Origin of the sequence: Rhodococcus sp. IEGM 1307 (assembly GCF_030056915.1) — a bacterium.
GTDB classification, from domain to species: domain Bacteria; phylum Actinomycetota; class Actinomycetes; order Mycobacteriales; family Mycobacteriaceae; genus Rhodococcus_F; species Rhodococcus_F opacus_D.
In genome coordinates this window covers 52,168-68,478 of the sequence record NZ_JASHKW010000029.1, presented here as the reverse complement: position 1 = coordinate 68,478, position 16,311 = coordinate 52,168, and the positions used below count along the sequence as shown (strand labels likewise).

Here is a 16,311-nt window from a genome sequence, read left to right as displayed (position 1 = left end):
TGTCGGTGCTAGCAGCCGTTTTTGGTCAGGTATTCGATGAGAGCGGCGTCGGTGACGGACGAGATGGTGATGCTCCGATCTCCGGTCTCGTAGCGCAGCTTGTCCACGCCGCGTGTCAGGCGGGCCTTGGTCGAAGGCCGCAACCGTACGTTGTGTTGTTCGCTGAGCTTCTCAACAGGCGATGCCGCCTCGGGTGCAGGAGACACGACCGATGTGACGGGCACGTCGGCGACGGGTCTGATCGTCGATTCGGTCGGAAGTTGCGTCGGCTGCTGGTCGACGGCGGCCGGTGTGGGGTCTTTGACGACCCGGGGGCGCTCAGGAAGATCTGCGGCAGGGTGCGCCGGCCTGCGGATAGCGGGTTCACGTTGGACGCTCATACGGTCGCTCCTGCGGTCTTGATGGGTAGTTCGTTGAGAAGGTCGGTGTAGGCGAGCTGCAATGACAGCGATTTTCCGCCTGTGAATTTGTGGATCGGGGTGCGCGCGCTGTGTGCGTCCTGCCGCGTGGCGTATTCCGGGATGGTGGTGCGCGCGACGAGGTCGCCGTAGACCTCGCGTAGTTCGCTCTCGCGGAATCGGTGTTCGCCTGTCCCCCGCTGTCGGCTGAGGACGATCTTGTCGATAGCCAGGTTCGGGTTGGGGCGTCGCTGGACGTTCTCGACGGTTTCGAAGAGCTTGGTGACGCCTTGAACGCTGTCGATGGTGGGCTCGGTTACTGCGATGACCCCGTCTACTGCACAGAAGACGGCGAAGAGGAGTTTGCCGAGCGACGGTGGGCAGTCGAAGAGGACTGCGTCGTAGGCGGAGAGGTCGAGGCCCTCGAAGGCGATGTCGAGGCGGAAGATGAGGTCGTTGGCCCCATCCGATTCGATGTTCGCGAGCGTCTGGTCGGCCGGGATCAGATCGACGCCGTCCCATGGGGTGGCAATGACGGCGTCGATCGCTGTGCCCGACTCGGTTCGGCTCATCAGGTCGTAGGTTGTCATCATCTCGTCGGTGATGGTGACGCCTACGCCGTTGGTGGCGTTGCCCTGGGGGTCGACGTCGACAATGAGGACGTGTCCGCCGGCGTTGCTTATTGCGCTCGCGAGACCGAGGGTCGTGGCGGTCTTGCCCACTCCCCCTTTCTGATTGCAGATCGCGCATTTGCGTGTCATGACTTGGTTTCCGTTCCGTCGTGGCCAGGAGACTTCCAGATGCGCGCGATGAGCGTTAGTGCAACTCCGCACGCTCGCGTAGGGAGCATAGCCAGGCTTGGCTGCTGAACTAGCTCGACACGCCGAGCAACGCTAGCGTTCTTTGCTAGGTGAGCAAGCGTGTGTAGCGCACCTAGCGTCTCTAGTTTGGCTTTCGTAGCGATCGACGCTGCGCACGCAGGCATAGCTATGGCCTCTATGGTTGTGACCTTATCTACGGTGTCTGTAATCGCTTTGCTCGCAACAGCTACTGCACTAGTTTTCATAGCGAGATTAGATACGTCTGCGCTTATAGCGATGCCAGCAACGATCGATAGTTGAACTTCTCTAGTAAGCATCACGCTCGTAGTTATGTTCGCACTCATAACTCTGCAAGCGATCCTACGACCCCTAGACTGCATAGCCAGCCTAGTAGGGCTGGTACTGCTAGAAAGGCAAGCCAGCCTAGACGTGCGAGCGTCTATAGAATGCGGCGCTACTGTAGCGCTCATACGGCGTCTAGCTCACATAGATATCGTTGCTGGCATCTCTCGGATAGCGCGGATTGCGAGACTTGCTGCGCTACAACGAGTAGCTGTAATCGTCTCCGTAGCAGAATTATCCGCGATATGAAGGCTAGAGCCGACACCCCGGATAGCCTGGATAGTTGCGCTTCCCTTCCTGCTACCAAAGTAGATCCCGTCAATGCTATCGGAGCTAGCATTGATATTTCAGCAGGTCAGTGGGTCGCCGCCACAAGGATGCGCGAGGCACCGTCACGCGAAACGCATCCCTCGACCACATCGCATCTGCCTGGGCACGGCGGAACCCGGCGAAACGGAGCAGGCCGGCTTCGAGTCTTCGCAGCTCGACATGCTGCCCGAGCGGATCTGGCCCCGCATCAACCAAGCACGATTTTCGGCTAGCCGCACTCCGCTAGCTAGCCTAGCGTTCCTATCTCGGTGCGCGAGAAGTGCTACTTCCGCCAGCGGGCGTTAGTGCAACGGTCGCTCAACCGCTAGCTACGACTTCACTCCTAGCAGCCGTAGGTGGGCGAGCAATCAACGCTCACATAGCGAGTCGAGATAGCTGGAATAGTGTTACTTTGCTATCTAGTATCTCTAGCACCGATAGATAGCCTGACTAGCATCGCACTGTGAGGTCACTTAGCTTTCCCAACGAGCGCACATTCGCTGGGCAACGCGTCGCAGGAAAGCATTCCCCAGGTTCAGAAGGGAATCGGCACGACGTGTGAATCGGGTGTGCTCACAGCTGACGGTTCAGGGCAGTAGTCGGTGGGCGAGTTGTTCGGCGTTGAGTTGCCGAATGGCGTCGTCGACGGCGTGGCGGTCGGTGAGGTCGATGCCTCGCTCGGAAAGCGCTGCGACCACCTGTTTGCCGGGGCCCCATGCAGTTTCATCGTCAAACGCGTCCTGGAACTCAAGTGTGAAGGTGTCGACAGCATCAACGACGAGACTGATCCACTGGCGGTCGATACCCTGTTGGGTCAACGCGAAGGTCAGCCATCGGCGCAACACGAAGGGCAGTGCGTTGCGTTGGTCGGCGTCGAGGACTGCTTTGCGGGGAAGCCAATCTGTAAGCAGCAACATCACCTCGCCCGGACTCCAGCACAGCGGTCCGGCGCCGATGTAGCCGTCGCCGTAGTCCAGGAACAGCTCGGCCAGCGACCGGCTCACCTCGTCGTCGCTTCCGATGTCGGTGAGGAAGTCCTCGACCAGTTGGCGGCGCCTTTGCTCGGGGAGTCCGATGTGTTCGGGCCATTCCGGCAGGTAGTCCCGGCAGCGGGACCATGTCAGCGCCCGGTGATCGCAAAAGTCCTCGTCGGCGGTGCGGGGCCAGGTCATGTCGGTGGTGCGCAACGCGTGCGCGAGATCGGCGAGCACCTCGGCGACCGGGACCGACTGGAGCGGCATCGGTGCCTCGTCGGGCTCACGCAGCTGGTCCCACGCGGTGGCTGCGCCGGGATTCAGGAGAGCGAGCTTGTCGATCATCAGCCCGCCGACCTGGTAGATATGTGCCATCAATGTGTGTGGGTGGGGTCCGTCGTAGTCAATGAACAGGACCCGTTCGCTGTCGTACACGTCGACCGCGCGCCACGCCGCGGTGGGAGTCCACGCCGCGACGGTGTGCCAGGCCGGCGGTGGTTGGGTTTCGGCCAAGATGCCGAGGGTTTCAGTCAGCATGGAGATGTCGGCCGCAGGTGCGACTCGCGCAAGCGCGTCGACCGCGGCCAGCGCGTGCGGGGACGGTGTGGAGCATGCTCGGCCGGTGACCTGCATGCACAGTTGATGCTCGGGCTTGCGTTCGGTCACTGCCGCCGTCGACCACGCCTCGCCGAGCCAGCCGCTGGCCCAGGTCTCGGCGGTGAGCACATCGTCGATTTCGAGGAGTTGCTGAGCGTCGCGCAGCAGAAGATCGGCGGGGTGAACTTGCCTGGGAGCACGGCGAACGGGTCGGCTTTTGCCGCCCTTGCGGCGGCCACGGCTCTTGGGCATAACCGCAGTCCACCACAGACACCGACCAAGGCGCCATCATGACGCGCCGTCCGGTGAGATTCCGGCGACGTCCGTATCTGCCGTCACGTGACAGAAACCGTAGATAGCCGGGGCATCGGCGCTCGCCTAACTCTTCAGCGTCGCTAGAGTGGTCTAGCGACGCTAGCTCGCATTGCTAGCAACGTCAGGTTGGGTTGCGTAGCTTCCAGACAGCCAAGAGGGGTAGACCACACCGCACTTGAGAGGGCCAACTTCGACAGGCAGGCATACGAAGGCCCTCTTGGAACTGCTGTTGGACAGGTGGTACGTCAACGGCGCCGAGTCTGCCGATGATCGGGAATCATGTTGTGCCCCAGATGGTGATGTTCTTGCGGGCCGGACCGCGAACCTCAACTGCGGTGTCCACGACTGCACGTGCCTCGTCGGACAGGGCGAGAATCGTGTGATCTCTAGCCTGGACGGTGGCCTCGTCGTAGGCGTGAACAACGACATTGTCGTCGGCCCACACAGTGGAGTGGTCACACGCTCTGATGAATGCATGATTGTGAGCTACGACCCTGCACCGGTCGAAGGCAGTTATTGTCGCGTGGGTGTAGGCCCAGACATGCACTTGCCCTGTGACTTCCACGGTCGTTGCGTCGGTGGCGACGATGTGCGCGGTGGCGGGTAGTGGTGAGTCGAGATGAATCCGTGCTTGCGATCCAGCGGTAAATCGTAGGGTCCACTCGTCGCCGGCCGATGCGAATGTTTTGTCGTCGAGTTCGATTAGCTGACCTGCAGTGTCAACTACGACTGTTTTGGCGCCGTTGCGGAGGCGTTCGCGGATCGAGTCTGCGTTGCGGCTGATGTGGGGAGGCGCCTGGACCCGGCTGACATAGACCCGTGGGTGGCGGTGGGGCGATCGGGACGCGGTGTTCTTCTTACCCACGAGCGCACTCCGTTCTGTGCGAGTCGGCCACAATGATTCTCGCAGTATATGGCCGAGACTTGGTGATGAGTGGTACCTCGGTCGGCGCGGTGGTGATCGTCCGCGGCCAGTCCGACCAGCGTTGCCCTATGTGCAGGGTGCGACAAGGATCGATGGGCATTATTAGGCCGCCTGCCTCGGGGGTGCCAAGCTAGCGCGGATCTGTTCCATGAAAGCTTTTCGGTGCTCAGGCGAGGCCGCTGCGCGACGGGCTCGTTCGCGTTCGGCGTCACGCTCAGCGCGGCGCTGTGCGCTGTGCACAGCGTCTGCTGCGCGTCGTTCGCTGGGGGAGGGGCCCGACCAGTCGATTCTGGACAAACGCCAGGTCAGATATCCGATCGGCGAGCGAACCGTGTTTGGCCAGAGCTCACCTCGCGCGACGGTGTCAGCGGTCAGGGCTTGGGCGATATCCCGTCCTGTCCAGCGGGTGGTGTCGATTCCTGCGCGATCGACGACGTCGCACACGGCTCCGATGTGGCCGCTGGGTGCGATAACTGGAGCTGCGGCGACCAGCGTCGAGGCGGCTCGTTGCAGATTTATTGGGCGTGGGTTCGTCTGATTCGGGGATGAGGGTTGATTCTCGCGCGCGCATGCGCGTTTGGTGATTACTTCTCTACAAGAGATCCCCTTCGGGGAAAAACCACTCAAAGATAGGGGGTCACGGTCGCGGGCTTGGGGATTGGGATTCGAACCTGGCGTGGTGGTCTGGCGAGCGTGCTTCGCCGCGCGGTGTGTCCTGCCGTGGGAGCTGCCGCGCTTCTTTGGTTGTGGGGGAGCGGGGGTAGTTGCGACGAGGTCAGGTGGGGAGGATAGAGCCCATACGCTGGCAGCGCGGTGCTGGCGCCCACCGTGGTGGATTTCGGCGGCTTGGAATTCACGCGTAGTCAGGGTGCGGCCCCGTACCAGCTCGAAGCCGAGGTGTAGTGCCTTCAGCACGCGGCGACCTCGTTTGACCACCGATTCGGACACACCGGCGCGGGCCGCGAGGTTCTGGAGTGTGGCAGTAACGCGGCGCCCAGTTTTCGAGTCGGCTGACGACGCGTGCGCGCCAGCGATGGCGACCATACTTTCGACGCCGATCCTGTGTCGGGCAGCTGCGGCGCGGCCGGCGGCGGTCTTGGTGACTGCGTACCGGACCTGTCGCATCCATCCGTCGCGGCTTGTCCAAATCGGAATGCTTGCTTCTTGGCCGGGATTGACGGGCAGCGTCCAGGATTTCCCGCGCTGATCGGTGTCCGTGTTGAGTCGTCGCAGCTCGTCAATCCACGGGGTCTGAAGTGGTTGCGTTGCTGGTTGCGTGGTTTGGGAAATCGGCGAGTTGTGTGATTTAGCCCACGACACGCCGAGATCGGAATGTTCAACCGTGGAAAGGGCATCAGGGTATGCGTTACCCTGGGACGTACCTAGTAGCACAGGTAATCCCTTCGGGGAATGCAGTACCGAGTCGAAGAGGCTGCACACTTCTTCTTCTCACCTCAGGGAATGACCGTCCTGCCAGACGATCGCCCTAGACGGGAGGACCTGCCAGTCCTCCCAGCGGGATTCATTGACTAAACCCACCCCCGCCCGGGGGTCCCTTTTGGGTGGTACCGCTGCTCTTGAATTAGCTATCGAGGTAGTTCCGATCCGCTAGTCGCCAGGCCCACCGCCCTCCTCAGTTGGAAGGGCCGGTGCGCGCATAAGCAGCACCGGAAGTCGCAGATCAGAATCCGTAGATTCCGTCGCGTAATAGGCGCCCTGGTAGGCCAACACAGGTGTAGCGCCGTCGAAAGGGTCTCGCCCGTGCGGGAGTGTCGTTGCCGGCACGTCGTCTCGTTGAGACAGACACGTGACTGACTGGAGGTTCGCAGGCAGGGCAGAGTTGCGGCCGTGCGTTATCATGGAGTAAGCACCGCCTCTTCCTTTCGAGGTAGTGGTGGTCAGGGAGCTGGTAAGGTCCCGAAATTTCATACACGGACAACCCCCGACGCCGCCAAGCCCTGGGGGTTGTTCCGTGTTCAGGTGTCGTTCATGCGCCCATCGCCAATTGCTCGATGCGATGCAGCGACCCTGCAGCTTCGATTTCGAGTAACCGGAGTTGTTCCGGTCGAATTTTCTCGCTGATGTAATCCGGGATGTCCAGTCCGTGCGTGATGGCGAGGATAAGCACGGAATAGTCGCCAGCAGGGATGCCGAGTTCGGCTGCCCGACTCTCGTAAACCTTGTGGTGTCTGAGGGGTGCGCGAGTAGCGATCTGACCGCGGGGCCCCTTGTTGTGCTGTGCCATGAGGAAACCCTAGATCGAACCTGTAACCGATACGGGTAACCGGCGCTCTTCGGTGTGTCGCATGTGACTGAAGTGGTCATCGAAGGGGACTGCCTTTCGTGAACGATTCGGCGTATCAGGACTGAACGGACTTGGTCGCAGGTTTCAGCGACCCCGCTTCCAGTGAGGGCGCGACAAGATTGGGTGATCGGGACGATCTGCCCTGCTCTGAAGCGCGCTGAATCTGTACTGCTACGCGGGATATCGGCGGAGATGGAGACGGGCGAGCGAAGCGACCTCACGGATCTGCTCAACGGAAGCCGTTTCAGGGTTCGTCACGACCAAGTCGATGACATCGGTGAGCTTCTCTCGGGCGCCCACACTCAGAGTCGGCGCCTCAGCCGAGATCACCAGAGGACATTCGGCGAGAAGTTGCTCGGATCTCCGGATTGAGTTGCCGCTGGCCGGTAGTTCGAGGGCATTCTGTGCGGGCGCGTCCAACAGGCGGAAACCCGTGCGGGCTCTCATGCCGCCCCGTTCCCGAAGTGCGCGGGCTGCCGCGCCGGAGCCGGAGTGGGGGCCGGGATTGGGGCAGGGGGCTTCTGCTTCTTCTTCGTCCTCCCTCGGGCAACTGCGAACGCATCGACCCCAGCGGGTTCGATCTCGCGGCCGGTGACGGTGAACAGCCGTCCGGCCATGATCTGCTCGCGAACTTTCACACCAGTAGCGAGCCTGTCCTCCAGTTGCGTCTCGCACTGCGCGAGCAGCGGGCACACCGAGCAGGCCGCCATCGCACGCTTCCACGCCGCGGCTGTTGTTCCGGTGACGGTCCAACCGGAACCCTTACCCGCGCACAGCCCCTGACCTGTGTGGGGCTGGGTCACGGGCGCCTTGCCGCGGGTCTCGAGTTCGGCGGCGATCCGCCGCGACGTCGGGCATAGACGCACCTGACTGGCGTAGACGAACCCGCACCGCCGGCACCGGCCCTCGCCGGTGTGTTCGCGCGCCACCGCGCGGAGTCGACCGGTCGTGTAGTGGCCCAGAGACCGGTCCTGGGACCGGAGGGCGCCCGTGGACAGTTCGCGCAGAGCGCCCGCGACGGGCGGGCACAGTGGGCGGGCCGGGGTGTAGACGAACCCGCAGGCCGTGCAGGACGTGTGGTCATGGTTCGGACGATGCTTGGCCAGGATCTCGCGGAGAGGGCCGCTGGTCACGCGATCGTGCCCGTCGACCTTCTCTCTACCAGCATGAGAACTTGCAGTCGCTAGGCGTAGAGAACCAGCGCCATCTAACGTGTTCATTTGCAGGCTCCGATCTGCATTCGAGGCCGCGGGCCGCTAACCCGCTGGTCTCATGGCTTGTCCGACTGCGCTAACAGTCGACTTGCTGTTCTGACGGTCCCCTGGCTGCGCTAACAGCCGGGGGACCGTTCACATCTGGTCACTTCCGACTCCAAACGTTTGTGTGTGTGGCTTCAGGCGCTCGGCTATCACGTCCATAATTAAGCAACATCATTAAGCTACGTGCGTATGTTAATGGTGGGAGTGCAAGGTGTCTAGCGAAGCTGTAGGCGGGGCGATGAAAAGGGTGAGTGTGAGTCGACGTGTGCTGCGTGGATTCGATCCCGAGCGCCTGATCGCACTGCGTAAATCCCGTCGCCTCGGGCGTCCTGAACTTGCTCGCCTCTCCGACGTGTCCTTGCAGACGATCCACAAGTGGGAATCCGGCGGTCAGTCGCCCCAGATCGACATCCTGATGCGCGTTGTCCGCGCGCTGGAAGTCGAAGTCTCGGACCTCGTCGATATCAAGCGCGACGATCGCTACCCGGGCGACTGGCGCGTGCTTCTCGGCCTGACTCAGCCCCAACTCGGCGCGAAGGCCGGCATCAGCACCTCGATGGTCGGCGCGATCGAGCGAGGCGACGCCCGCCTCACCGACAACTTCGCAAAGAAGCTCGCCGAAGCTCTGGAGATTTCGGAGGAGGAGCTGCGAGCAAGCTTCGAGCGGGTGCGAACCCGCCCCGCCGGCACTCCCGCATAGTCCTCGGGCGTCGCGGATACGAAGAGACTGGCTGCAGTCGCCGACGTGCTCGACTTGCGCATGGACGATCTCATCGAGATCGCGCCGGATGGGCGGTTCCTCGGCGACCTTCGCATCATCTACGGCCGCTACATCCAGGATCGGTTGGCGTGAATTATCGGCGTCTCCATGAGTACGTTGAGCACGCTTGAGCGAGGCGAATCCAGGCTCAGTGGTGGCACGCCCGAAGCTATCGCCGAGGTGCTCGGTCTTCCTGCTGAGGTCGTCGTCGGCGCTTGCGAGCGGACGAAGAACCGCCCCGCCGGCGTCAAGCCCTGAGCCGCGGGCAGCTCTGATCTGGATAAGGGGCCTGCCGGTGGTCAATCGCGATGGTCTCAATGCGCCACCGTCACCCCGACGATCGCCCGGCCGTTGGGCTGCGCTCCCGGATGTCACGGAAGCAGCCTAGAGCCTCCAGCGGGAATATCAACAATTAAGAAGCAAAAAACCATCCTCTGCTGACCATATGCTGGCGGGATGTCTTTGATATTTGTGAGCAAATTGCTGTCCGATTTCGTTGGGCACCTATGATGTGGGCATGCGATCAGGAGACCCTCAGCGCTTTGCAGCCAAGGTTGCTGAGCGACGAAAGCTCCTCAATCTGACGATTGGGGGCCTCAAGGCAGCTGGGGGCCCGACACCGCCAGTAGTAACGCAGGCTGAGCGTGCGGAGCTTCAGAACCCGAGGCCAAGCACTCTTTCCAAGTTTGATGTCGGTCTGCAGTGGAGTCCGGGAAGCGCCGCACGGGTCTACTGGGATGGCGGAGAGCCGACGGTCAGGGAAAAGGTAAAGCAACCGCTGGCTACCGGCGGCGGAGCGATGACGGTTTCCCTCCAGACGGTACTGCGTCTGATGAGTGCCCAACAGGTTCTGCACGATCTTTCGGACAAGAACCAGCCCATCGCGCCGGCAGACCTCCGTGGAGCGCGTGATGACGTCGACGCATGCGTGAGCACTGTCGCCGGAGCGTTCATTACGGACCTTCTCGAGCGGAATTACGGCGAGGACGGTTCGACCACGCACCCGCTCCTTGAGTATGCGTTCACAGAGCTGCTCAGCCCCCCTGTCTCAGATGATGACCCGAATGCGGAGGAGAAATGGTACCGGCGATGGCTCTTCGGTAAGACCACCGATCTTGACCCCACTATGATCAAACGGTTCCACCGACGTTTGCGAGCGAAACAGATACAGATCACGCGTGAAGGGGGAAAGCTGGCGTGACAGTTGATATTCCAGTCGTCGCCGAGCGAATCAACAGGCTCTTTGATGTGGCTCACCTCAAAGAGGACCCTGAACAGACCACCGGTCACGTTGCGCGCTCGATTAGCACGATCCTTGGGCAAGACATCCCCGCAAGCCGCATCGAAGAACTACGTGGTGGTGAAGCGGCGACTCCGCCAGAACCTGAGCTGCTCCGGGCGCTTGAACAGCACTTTGACGCGCCACGTACATACCTCACGGAAGATGGGCCTCATGCGGCGGCCGTCGACTTTCAGTTGCAGGTGGTCATTCGTGCACGCAACGCCGGTGTAAAGCGAATCGAGGCACGACACGGGAAAGGTCCCTTCGCGAGTGCGATCGCCGAAATTCTGACTCAACTTCCACCGGAGCCGCCCGCGAAGACAGACGTCGATGCCTAGCCTGCGCTGGGCGGAGCGATTTGCCAGCGATCTATCAACAGGGATAGGTTTTCGAGCAATTTGAACCGATCGGGAGTTGTGTCTGGGGTGGATGAGGGTTCGATCGCAGCAATGGCTCAGGAGCTGGTCAGGCGGATGCCGACCAATGTCCCGTGGGCACGTCAGAAGTTCATCGAGGTCGTCGCCGAATACCGGGAACGACCGGTACGCCTTGTGCCGGTCAGATCCGAGGCCTTGAGCGCGGCGACCGACTCGGACACGACCTGCGGCCTGTGGCTCTTTCGAGAGCACGACGACCTCATCGTCTACGGCTCCGATGTCTTGGAGTACCACGCGGACCAGATTATCGGTCATGAAGTGGGCCACATGATGCTCAAGCACGACGAACGTGCCCTGGTTGATCTCGATGGCGGGGTGTTCTCGACGTTGCTCCCCGACCTTGCGGGATCATCCATCCTCAAGGTGCTCGGCCGAAGCAGCTTTGAGGACGAGCAGGAGCATGACGCCGAGGTCTTCGCAGACCTGATCATGGTCGAGGCAATGACAGTCCGCCAACGGCGAGCGTCCCTTCTCCGCAGTACCTTTTTCCGGTGACTTCACCCGTAACCGGCTGGATCGCCTGGCCCATCATCATCCTGCTGCTGGTCGTAACCCTCACGAGATTCCGGCTACTCAATCGAACGCCGACCGATCAACTTATCAACCAGGCGTTGTCGTTTGCCGCTGCTGGCATGCTCCTCCGTGAGCAGATCGTGGAGGACGTCTTAGCTCGCTACCTCGGCCCATTCGGCGACGTTGATCTTCTCCGGCAGATCTCTTTCGGCTTCATCGTTCTCATCGTGCAGGCCATCTACGGAATGGCACAACTGTGGGCCGCGGGTCAGCGAACGGGGGTCGAAGCCGCCCAGGTCGATGAGGTGGCAGTGTGGCGGAGGCAGTGGATCTACTACGGAATCGGATTGGCGTCCGGCCTGACCGTCCTTGTAGCAGGCTCTCCTGCACGAAACGCCGGACTCCTCATTGACCAGTACCTCGGTTGGCCGGCCGTGATTGCTTGGCTCGCCTTCTACGCACCCATCCTTATGTGTGGTGCGCTGATCGTCCGCGTGTTTTCGAAGGAGATTTGCGCCAAGGACACCACTCGTCGAGAGCGCCTTCTCTACGTCCTCAACGTGGCTCTGGCGGGTGCGCTCGTAATCGATTCCGTTGTTGCACCACTGACGACGTTGTATGAGGTCGTCACCGCCACCCCAACACGAGATCCGCAGATGACGGTCAAGGCTCTGACCTTCTTCCTGGCAACTACAGGTGCCACTGCGGTGGTCACCGTTCCGACAGTCGCGGTCGTGATGAGTCGGCTGGGCTGGGACAGGACCGGGCGAAGCATCCGTCGGTTGCATCTGCTGTGGCAAGACCTCACTGACGCATTTCCCGATGTCCGTACAGCTCGTGCCGAAAACCCGGCTCGCCAACTTCATCGGATGATCATCGAGATACATGACGCCTTGCTCCGACTGCGCCGATTCGTCGCGCCCGCCGCGCAGGACGACATCGACTACGTCGCAGCTACGCACACCGACGAAGACCGGCGCAAGCAACTCCTGGCTGGACTGCAGATAGCGCGCGCCCTTGAGGCCAAACTGTCGGACCTCGCTCCCCACGATGGAGGCGTTCGGCTCGAGTTCCTCAACCTACGCCCCCGCGAACAGCACCTCACCGCCACGAGCGATCAATTGATCGCGCTGGCAGACGACTGGCCGACGGTCCGCCATTACGTCGAGACTTACGTGCAAGGCCCGAGCGCAACCACTGGCCCAGCCAGCTGAGAAAGGCACACCCTGATGGTTACAACGACAACTGGTGAGGCACTGCCGCACCCGCGCTACCGCCTTCCGCTGCTCGGGGATCTCCTCACGATCAACCCGGCGAAGCCCACGCAGACCAGCATGAAAGACGCGCGACAGCTTGGCCCCATCTTCGAACGCTTGATCGTGAACTATCCCATGGTGATCGTGTCAGGCCCGGAACTGATCGCCGAGGTCAATAACGAAGACACCTGGACCAAGCACGTTGGCGTCCTCTTCAAGAAACTCCGCCCGATCTCCCGCGACGGTTTGTTCACGGCGTACAACGACGAGCCGAACTGGGCGAAAGCACATCGCATTCTCGCGCCGGGGTTCACCCAGCAGGCCATGCGCGGCTACCACGACACGATGTGCGAGACCGCCCAAGAACTGGTGTCGGCGTGGGAGAGCAAGGAGGGCGGCTGGGTCGACGTCCCCGAGGACATGAACCGATTTACCCTCGAGGTGATCGCCCGAACCGGCTTCGACTACACGTTCGACTCATTTCGGCGTGCCGACACCCATCCCTTTGTCGAGGCCATGATGCGCGGCCTGACCTACATAAATCGCAACTCGAACCTGCCTCCAATCCTGCAGAAGACAATCGGCCGTAAACAGGCCGCGCAACACCAGCGCGATATTCACTACGTCAAGCAGGTCGTCGACGACGTCATCAAACGACGCAAGACAGAAGACTCAGGAACACACAACGATCTGCTTGCCCGAATGCTGACCGAGCCCGACCCGGAAACCGGTGAGTTGCTCGACGAGGTCAACGTACGGAATCAAATCCTCACCTTCCTCGTTGCAGGGCACGAGACATCGGCAGGGGTACTCGCCTTCGCATTGCATTACCTCGCAACGAACCCCGAGATCGCTGCAAAAGCCCGCGCTGAACTGGACGACAGGTGGCCAGCCGGAGACGTGACAGCGATCAGGTACGAGGACGTCGCGCGATTGCGCTACCTCCGACGGGTCGTGGACGAAACTCTGCGCCTGTGGCCCATTGCTCCGGGTTACTTCCGAGAAGCGAAAGAAGAGACGGTAATCGGCGGAAAATACCGCTTTGCTCCCGGTGACTGGGTTTTCGTGCTCACGTTGCAGGCGCACCGTGACCCGGTGTGGGGCCCCGATGCGGAGGAGTTCAATCCGGATCGATTCTTGCCTGAGAACATGCGACCAATACAGAGCTCAGTGGTCTACAAGCCGTTCGGAACCGGGTTGCGTGCGTGCATTGGCCGACAGTTCGCGTATCACGAGACGATCCTCGCGCTGGCGTTCCTGCTGCACCGCTTCAACTTCGAGGAAGACCCTGCATACCAACTCAAGGTCCAGGAGCAGATCACTCTCAAACCAGAAGGCTTGCGGCTTCGCCCCCGTCGTCGAAATTAGCGCTTTGGCTTACTGGCGACGAACAACGCCACATTGCCGACCTGAGAGACCTCGACGCGACCGAACGAGACCCGCAGAGCTTCGACGAGACCGTCGTAATCGTCGTCGCGGTTATGGAAAGCCCCGAGACGGTTGTATGCCTCACCGAGCGTGAGGCCGAAGATGTTCCGTTTCACCCCCCGCCCGAGAACTGTTGAACCGAAGAGGACGCCATCCGCTGCAAGCACACCGGCCAGGTTCTGAAAGACCATACTCTTCTCACTCCACCCACCCGGTAAACAGTGAAGGACGTAGTTGAGACCGACGGAGTCGAATGGTCCCAGGTCCGACGGCACGGGATCCAATACGTTGGCTTCCACTGTCCGCACGTCATAGCGCGGGGACAACCGACGGTAGGAGTGATTGAGACTGTTGGCGTTCAAGTCCAGGAGGGTGAGCTCGGTCCCCGCTGGCAGTTGGGCATTCGCCAGGTACCAGCCGCTCCCAGGACCTACCTCGAGATGACCGCGTCCGACGTGCTGGTCGTACATCTCCACGAATCGTTCTCGGCCGCAGCGCCAGGCTAGATCGTTGGAGAGATGAACCACCCATAGGTCATAGATGAGCAGGAAGGGAGCGGTATACGGCGCAGCTCCAGCCTGGACGGCCTTGTCATCAACCTTGGACACGCAACTCCCATCATTTGGTGGTACACCGTGTCACACCATATGGGCCAGGAGCTGCACAGAACAAGTGTGGGGAACGCACAGCGCAACCTGGCTCCGCCGTCCCCGAAGGTGTACACGGCATCGAGTGTGACGTCAGCGACGCATCGGTCGATGCGGCCTGCACGCACATCGAGACCGAAGACGGACCGTCGAAGAAGTCGTGCGAATGCCGGCATCACCAACGACGCCCTTGAACTGGAGAGCGATTCATACCGTTGACCTGCGCAAGAAACGTCCCCACTCGTAGCTCTCGCTACTGCGAACCGCGTAGCTCGGCATACGCGGCCTGGGCCTTGGGGAGTGCGGCAGCGTACTCGGTGGCTGCGGTCTCGCCCTTTTTGTAGAAGTGTTCCTTCTCGTTGTAGCCGCGTGGGTCTGCGAGCTGGACGGCCAGGGCGTAGGCAGCCGGTTCGTCGGCGCTGACGGTGATGGCGTTGTCCATGAATGTGTTCGTGGCGGCCTTGACCGCATCCGTGGAGTCGGCAGCAATGTTGTACCCGAAGCGCCAGCCGTAGACGTCGCGGATTCCCGTCGCAGGCGGGGCCATCGAAAGTCCTGACCTCCAGCCGGTTTCCGCCTCGGCCGCTAGGAGGGCCGCGAGTGCCTGGTCAGGGTTTCCGTGACGTGCCTCCACGGTCTCGACGATCGCTGTGGCGTTGTCACGGTGAATCTTGGCGATGAGGTCACTGTTGGCCTCGGCCCCGAACGGAGATGCGTCCGCGGTGGTGGTCGGCACGCTGGTGGGAGTCGCGGTGGTCGACTCATCGCTGCTGCATGCGGTCAGGCCGACGGCGAGAACAGCGGTGATCAGTGCTGCGGCAACGTTCTTGCGGGTCACGAGGTCCTCCGGGTCAGTAGCGAATGTCGTCGATGAGCCAGAGGTCACCCTCGCGGACGACGGAGACCCATACCGTGGTGTCAGGTTTGACCGTATCGGTGTTGCTGCCGTCGACCGCGGTCTGCTTGATGGTGGCTACGCGGTGGACGACGGTATCGGTGTCCTCAGGGCAGCCGGAGCATTCGACGCTGACGTCAGCGATGACCTTGGCCTGCTCCTGCGCCCACTCATCCCACTGCACGCCAGGCCCGCGCTCAGTGCGGGCGTCGACGAGCATGCGGTCAGCGAGCTTGCCGGTCAGCCAGTTTCGGGCCCGCCCAAATGCGTCGTTCTGGTTGGTGTCGGTAGCCGGGTACCAGGTGAACGCCACGGTCAGCCCCTGTCGCGCGGCCTCTTCAGCGTCGCGGGAGGAAGTCGGCAGCTCGGCGGTCTCGACGTCGACTGGCGACACCGCGGCCGCAGTGGCCGTGGGCGCGCTGGTGGTCATCGACGCTGCCACGCTCGCCGAGTCCTCGCCGTCGTTGGTTCGGGAGAGATACGCGTAGGCCAGGAATCCGACGACAGCGACCACCAACACCACGATGACGAGCTTCCGTGCACTCACGTCGCCCTCCCTCCCCGTGGCAGAATTCGGCCATTTACCACGATAAATGACACGTCCCCCGTCCTCCGAATGGGTGGTCCGGCGCGGGGCGGTCGACATCGACCACGGCAGCTGGAGGTATTCGTTGTACTTGTCGCCGAGTTGTCTCGTAACCTGCGGTTTCGCGTAGCTTTCTCACCGTTCTGTCGGTGGCTCTTCTCATCGAAATGTCGCTTTCCTTGGCCGGCGGCCAGCTTCCAGCACTCGGCGGCGCCTCCCGCCCCATCCGCATGAGTCGCTGACCTGGAGGTTCGTTGGCAAT

16 protein-coding genes are annotated in these 16,311 nt (G+C 61.7%); 7 read left to right on the top strand and 9 right to left on the bottom strand.

The annotated features are described in order from the left end of the window. Nucleotides 1–8: 8 nt before the first annotated feature. The 6 genes from QM841_RS38400 to QM841_RS38375 all read right to left on the bottom strand — a co-directional run bounded on the left by QM841_RS38400 (nt 9) and on the right by QM841_RS38375 (nt 8,119). Complete coding sequence (locus QM841_RS38400) at nt 9–380, bottom strand: hypothetical protein (protein WP_283336042.1); 372 nt, start codon at nt 378–380, stop codon at nt 9–11. Beyond that, entirely contained in the window at nt 377–1,159 is a 783-nt protein-coding gene (locus tag QM841_RS38395; RefSeq protein WP_005572408.1) for a ParA family protein, read from the bottom strand. Before QM841_RS38395 ends, QM841_RS38400 begins: the two co-directional genes overlap by 4 nt. Nucleotides 1,160–2,457: 1,298 nt before the next feature. After that, entirely contained in the window at nt 2,458–3,693 is a 1,236-nt protein-coding gene (locus tag QM841_RS38390) for a hypothetical protein (protein ID WP_283336041.1), read from the bottom strand. Nucleotides 3,694–4,033: 340 nt separating this feature from the next. Further along, complete coding sequence (locus QM841_RS38385; protein WP_061700961.1) at nt 4,034–4,621, bottom strand: hypothetical protein; 588 nt, start codon at nt 4,619–4,621, stop codon at nt 4,034–4,036. Nucleotides 4,622–6,668: 2,047 nt separating this feature from the next. Then, nucleotides 6,669–6,926 (bottom strand): hypothetical protein, encoded by a 258-nt coding sequence (locus tag QM841_RS38380; protein WP_005245100.1) that lies wholly within the window; start codon nt 6,924–6,926, stop codon nt 6,669–6,671. Between the two features lie 503 nt (nt 6,927–7,429). Further along, nucleotides 7,430–8,119 (bottom strand): hypothetical protein, encoded by a 690-nt coding sequence (locus tag QM841_RS38375; RefSeq protein WP_283336038.1) that lies wholly within the window; start codon nt 8,117–8,119, stop codon nt 7,430–7,432. 337 nt (nt 8,120–8,456) lie between these two features. On the opposite strand from QM841_RS38375, the gene QM841_RS38370 reads away from it, so the two are divergent. The 7 genes from QM841_RS38370 to QM841_RS38345 all read left to right on the top strand — a co-directional run bounded on the left by QM841_RS38370 (nt 8,457) and on the right by QM841_RS38345 (nt 13,861). Then, nucleotides 8,457–8,945 (top strand): helix-turn-helix transcriptional regulator, encoded by a 489-nt coding sequence (locus tag QM841_RS38370; RefSeq protein WP_333782126.1) that lies wholly within the window; start codon nt 8,457–8,459, stop codon nt 8,943–8,945. A 168-nt stretch (nt 8,946–9,113) separates the two neighbouring features. Next, entirely contained in the window at nt 9,114–9,263 is a 150-nt protein-coding gene (locus QM841_RS43660) for a hypothetical protein (protein WP_143548827.1), read from the top strand. A 259-nt stretch (nt 9,264–9,522) separates the two neighbouring features. Continuing rightward, nucleotides 9,523–10,206 (top strand): XRE family transcriptional regulator, encoded by a 684-nt coding sequence (locus QM841_RS38365; protein WP_283336037.1) that lies wholly within the window; start codon nt 9,523–9,525, stop codon nt 10,204–10,206. Next, a complete protein-coding gene (locus tag QM841_RS38360) occupies nt 10,203–10,625 on the top strand; it encodes a hypothetical protein (protein ID WP_283336036.1) in 423 nt (140 codons plus the stop codon). Before QM841_RS38365 ends, QM841_RS38360 begins: the two co-directional genes overlap by 4 nt. Before the next feature lie 111 nt (nt 10,626–10,736). After that, nucleotides 10,737–11,219, top strand: a complete 483-nt coding sequence (locus QM841_RS38355) for a hypothetical protein (RefSeq protein ID WP_271209427.1) — start codon at nt 10,737–10,739, stop codon at nt 11,217–11,219. Further along, nucleotides 11,216–12,451 (top strand): DUF6545 domain-containing protein, encoded by a 1,236-nt coding sequence (locus QM841_RS38350; RefSeq protein WP_283336035.1) that lies wholly within the window; start codon nt 11,216–11,218, stop codon nt 12,449–12,451. Before QM841_RS38355 ends, QM841_RS38350 begins: the two co-directional genes overlap by 4 nt. 15 nt (nt 12,452–12,466) lie before the next feature. Next, nucleotides 12,467–13,861, top strand: coding sequence for a cytochrome P450 (locus QM841_RS38345; protein ID WP_283336033.1), 1,395 nt, complete (start codon nt 12,467–12,469; stop codon nt 13,859–13,861). On the opposite strand, the gene QM841_RS38340 is transcribed toward QM841_RS38345, so the two are convergent. From QM841_RS38340 to QM841_RS38330, 3 genes are all read right to left on the bottom strand, one after another. Further along, nucleotides 13,858–14,529 carry a class I SAM-dependent methyltransferase gene (locus QM841_RS38340; RefSeq protein WP_283336032.1) on the bottom strand — a complete coding sequence of 224 codons (672 nt, stop codon included), beginning with the start codon at nt 14,527–14,529 and terminating at the stop codon, nt 13,858–13,860. The two genes, QM841_RS38345 and QM841_RS38340, sit on opposite strands and share 4 nt — an antisense overlap. Nucleotides 14,530–14,821: 292 nt before the next feature. Then, nucleotides 14,822–15,406: a hypothetical protein gene (locus QM841_RS38335; protein ID WP_283336031.1), complete on the bottom strand. Its 585-nt coding sequence runs from the start codon at nt 15,404–15,406 to the stop codon at nt 14,822–14,824. A 13-nt stretch (nt 15,407–15,419) separates the two neighbouring features. Next, nucleotides 15,420–16,010, bottom strand: a complete 591-nt coding sequence (locus tag QM841_RS38330) for a hypothetical protein (protein WP_283336030.1) — start codon at nt 16,008–16,010, stop codon at nt 15,420–15,422. Nucleotides 16,011–16,311: the final 301 nt, after the last annotated feature.

Bases quoted from the DNA above. Each gene is read 5' to 3' on its own strand.
- QM841_RS38400 (WP_283336042.1), bottom strand. From the start codon at position 380: ATGAGCGTCCAACGTGAACCCGCTATCCGCAGGCCGGCGCACCCTGCC.
- QM841_RS38395 (WP_005572408.1), bottom strand. From the start codon at position 1,159: ATGACACGCAAATGCGCGATCTGCAATCAGAAAGGGGGAGTGGGCAAG.
- QM841_RS38390 (WP_283336041.1), bottom strand. From the start codon at position 3,693: ATGCCCAAGAGCCGTGGCCGCCGCAAGGGCGGCAAAAGCCGACCCGTT.
- QM841_RS38380 (WP_005245100.1), bottom strand. From the start codon at position 6,926: ATGGCACAGCACAACAAGGGGCCCCGCGGTCAGATCGCTACTCGCGCA.
- QM841_RS43660 (WP_143548827.1), top strand. From the start codon at position 9,114: ATGAGTACGTTGAGCACGCTTGAGCGAGGCGAATCCAGGCTCAGTGGT.
- QM841_RS38365 (WP_283336037.1), top strand. From the start codon at position 9,523: ATGCGATCAGGAGACCCTCAGCGCTTTGCAGCCAAGGTTGCTGAGCGA.
- QM841_RS38355 (WP_271209427.1), top strand. From the start codon at position 10,737: ATGGCTCAGGAGCTGGTCAGGCGGATGCCGACCAATGTCCCGTGGGCA.
- QM841_RS38345 (WP_283336033.1), top strand. From the start codon at position 12,467: ATGGTTACAACGACAACTGGTGAGGCACTGCCGCACCCGCGCTACCGC.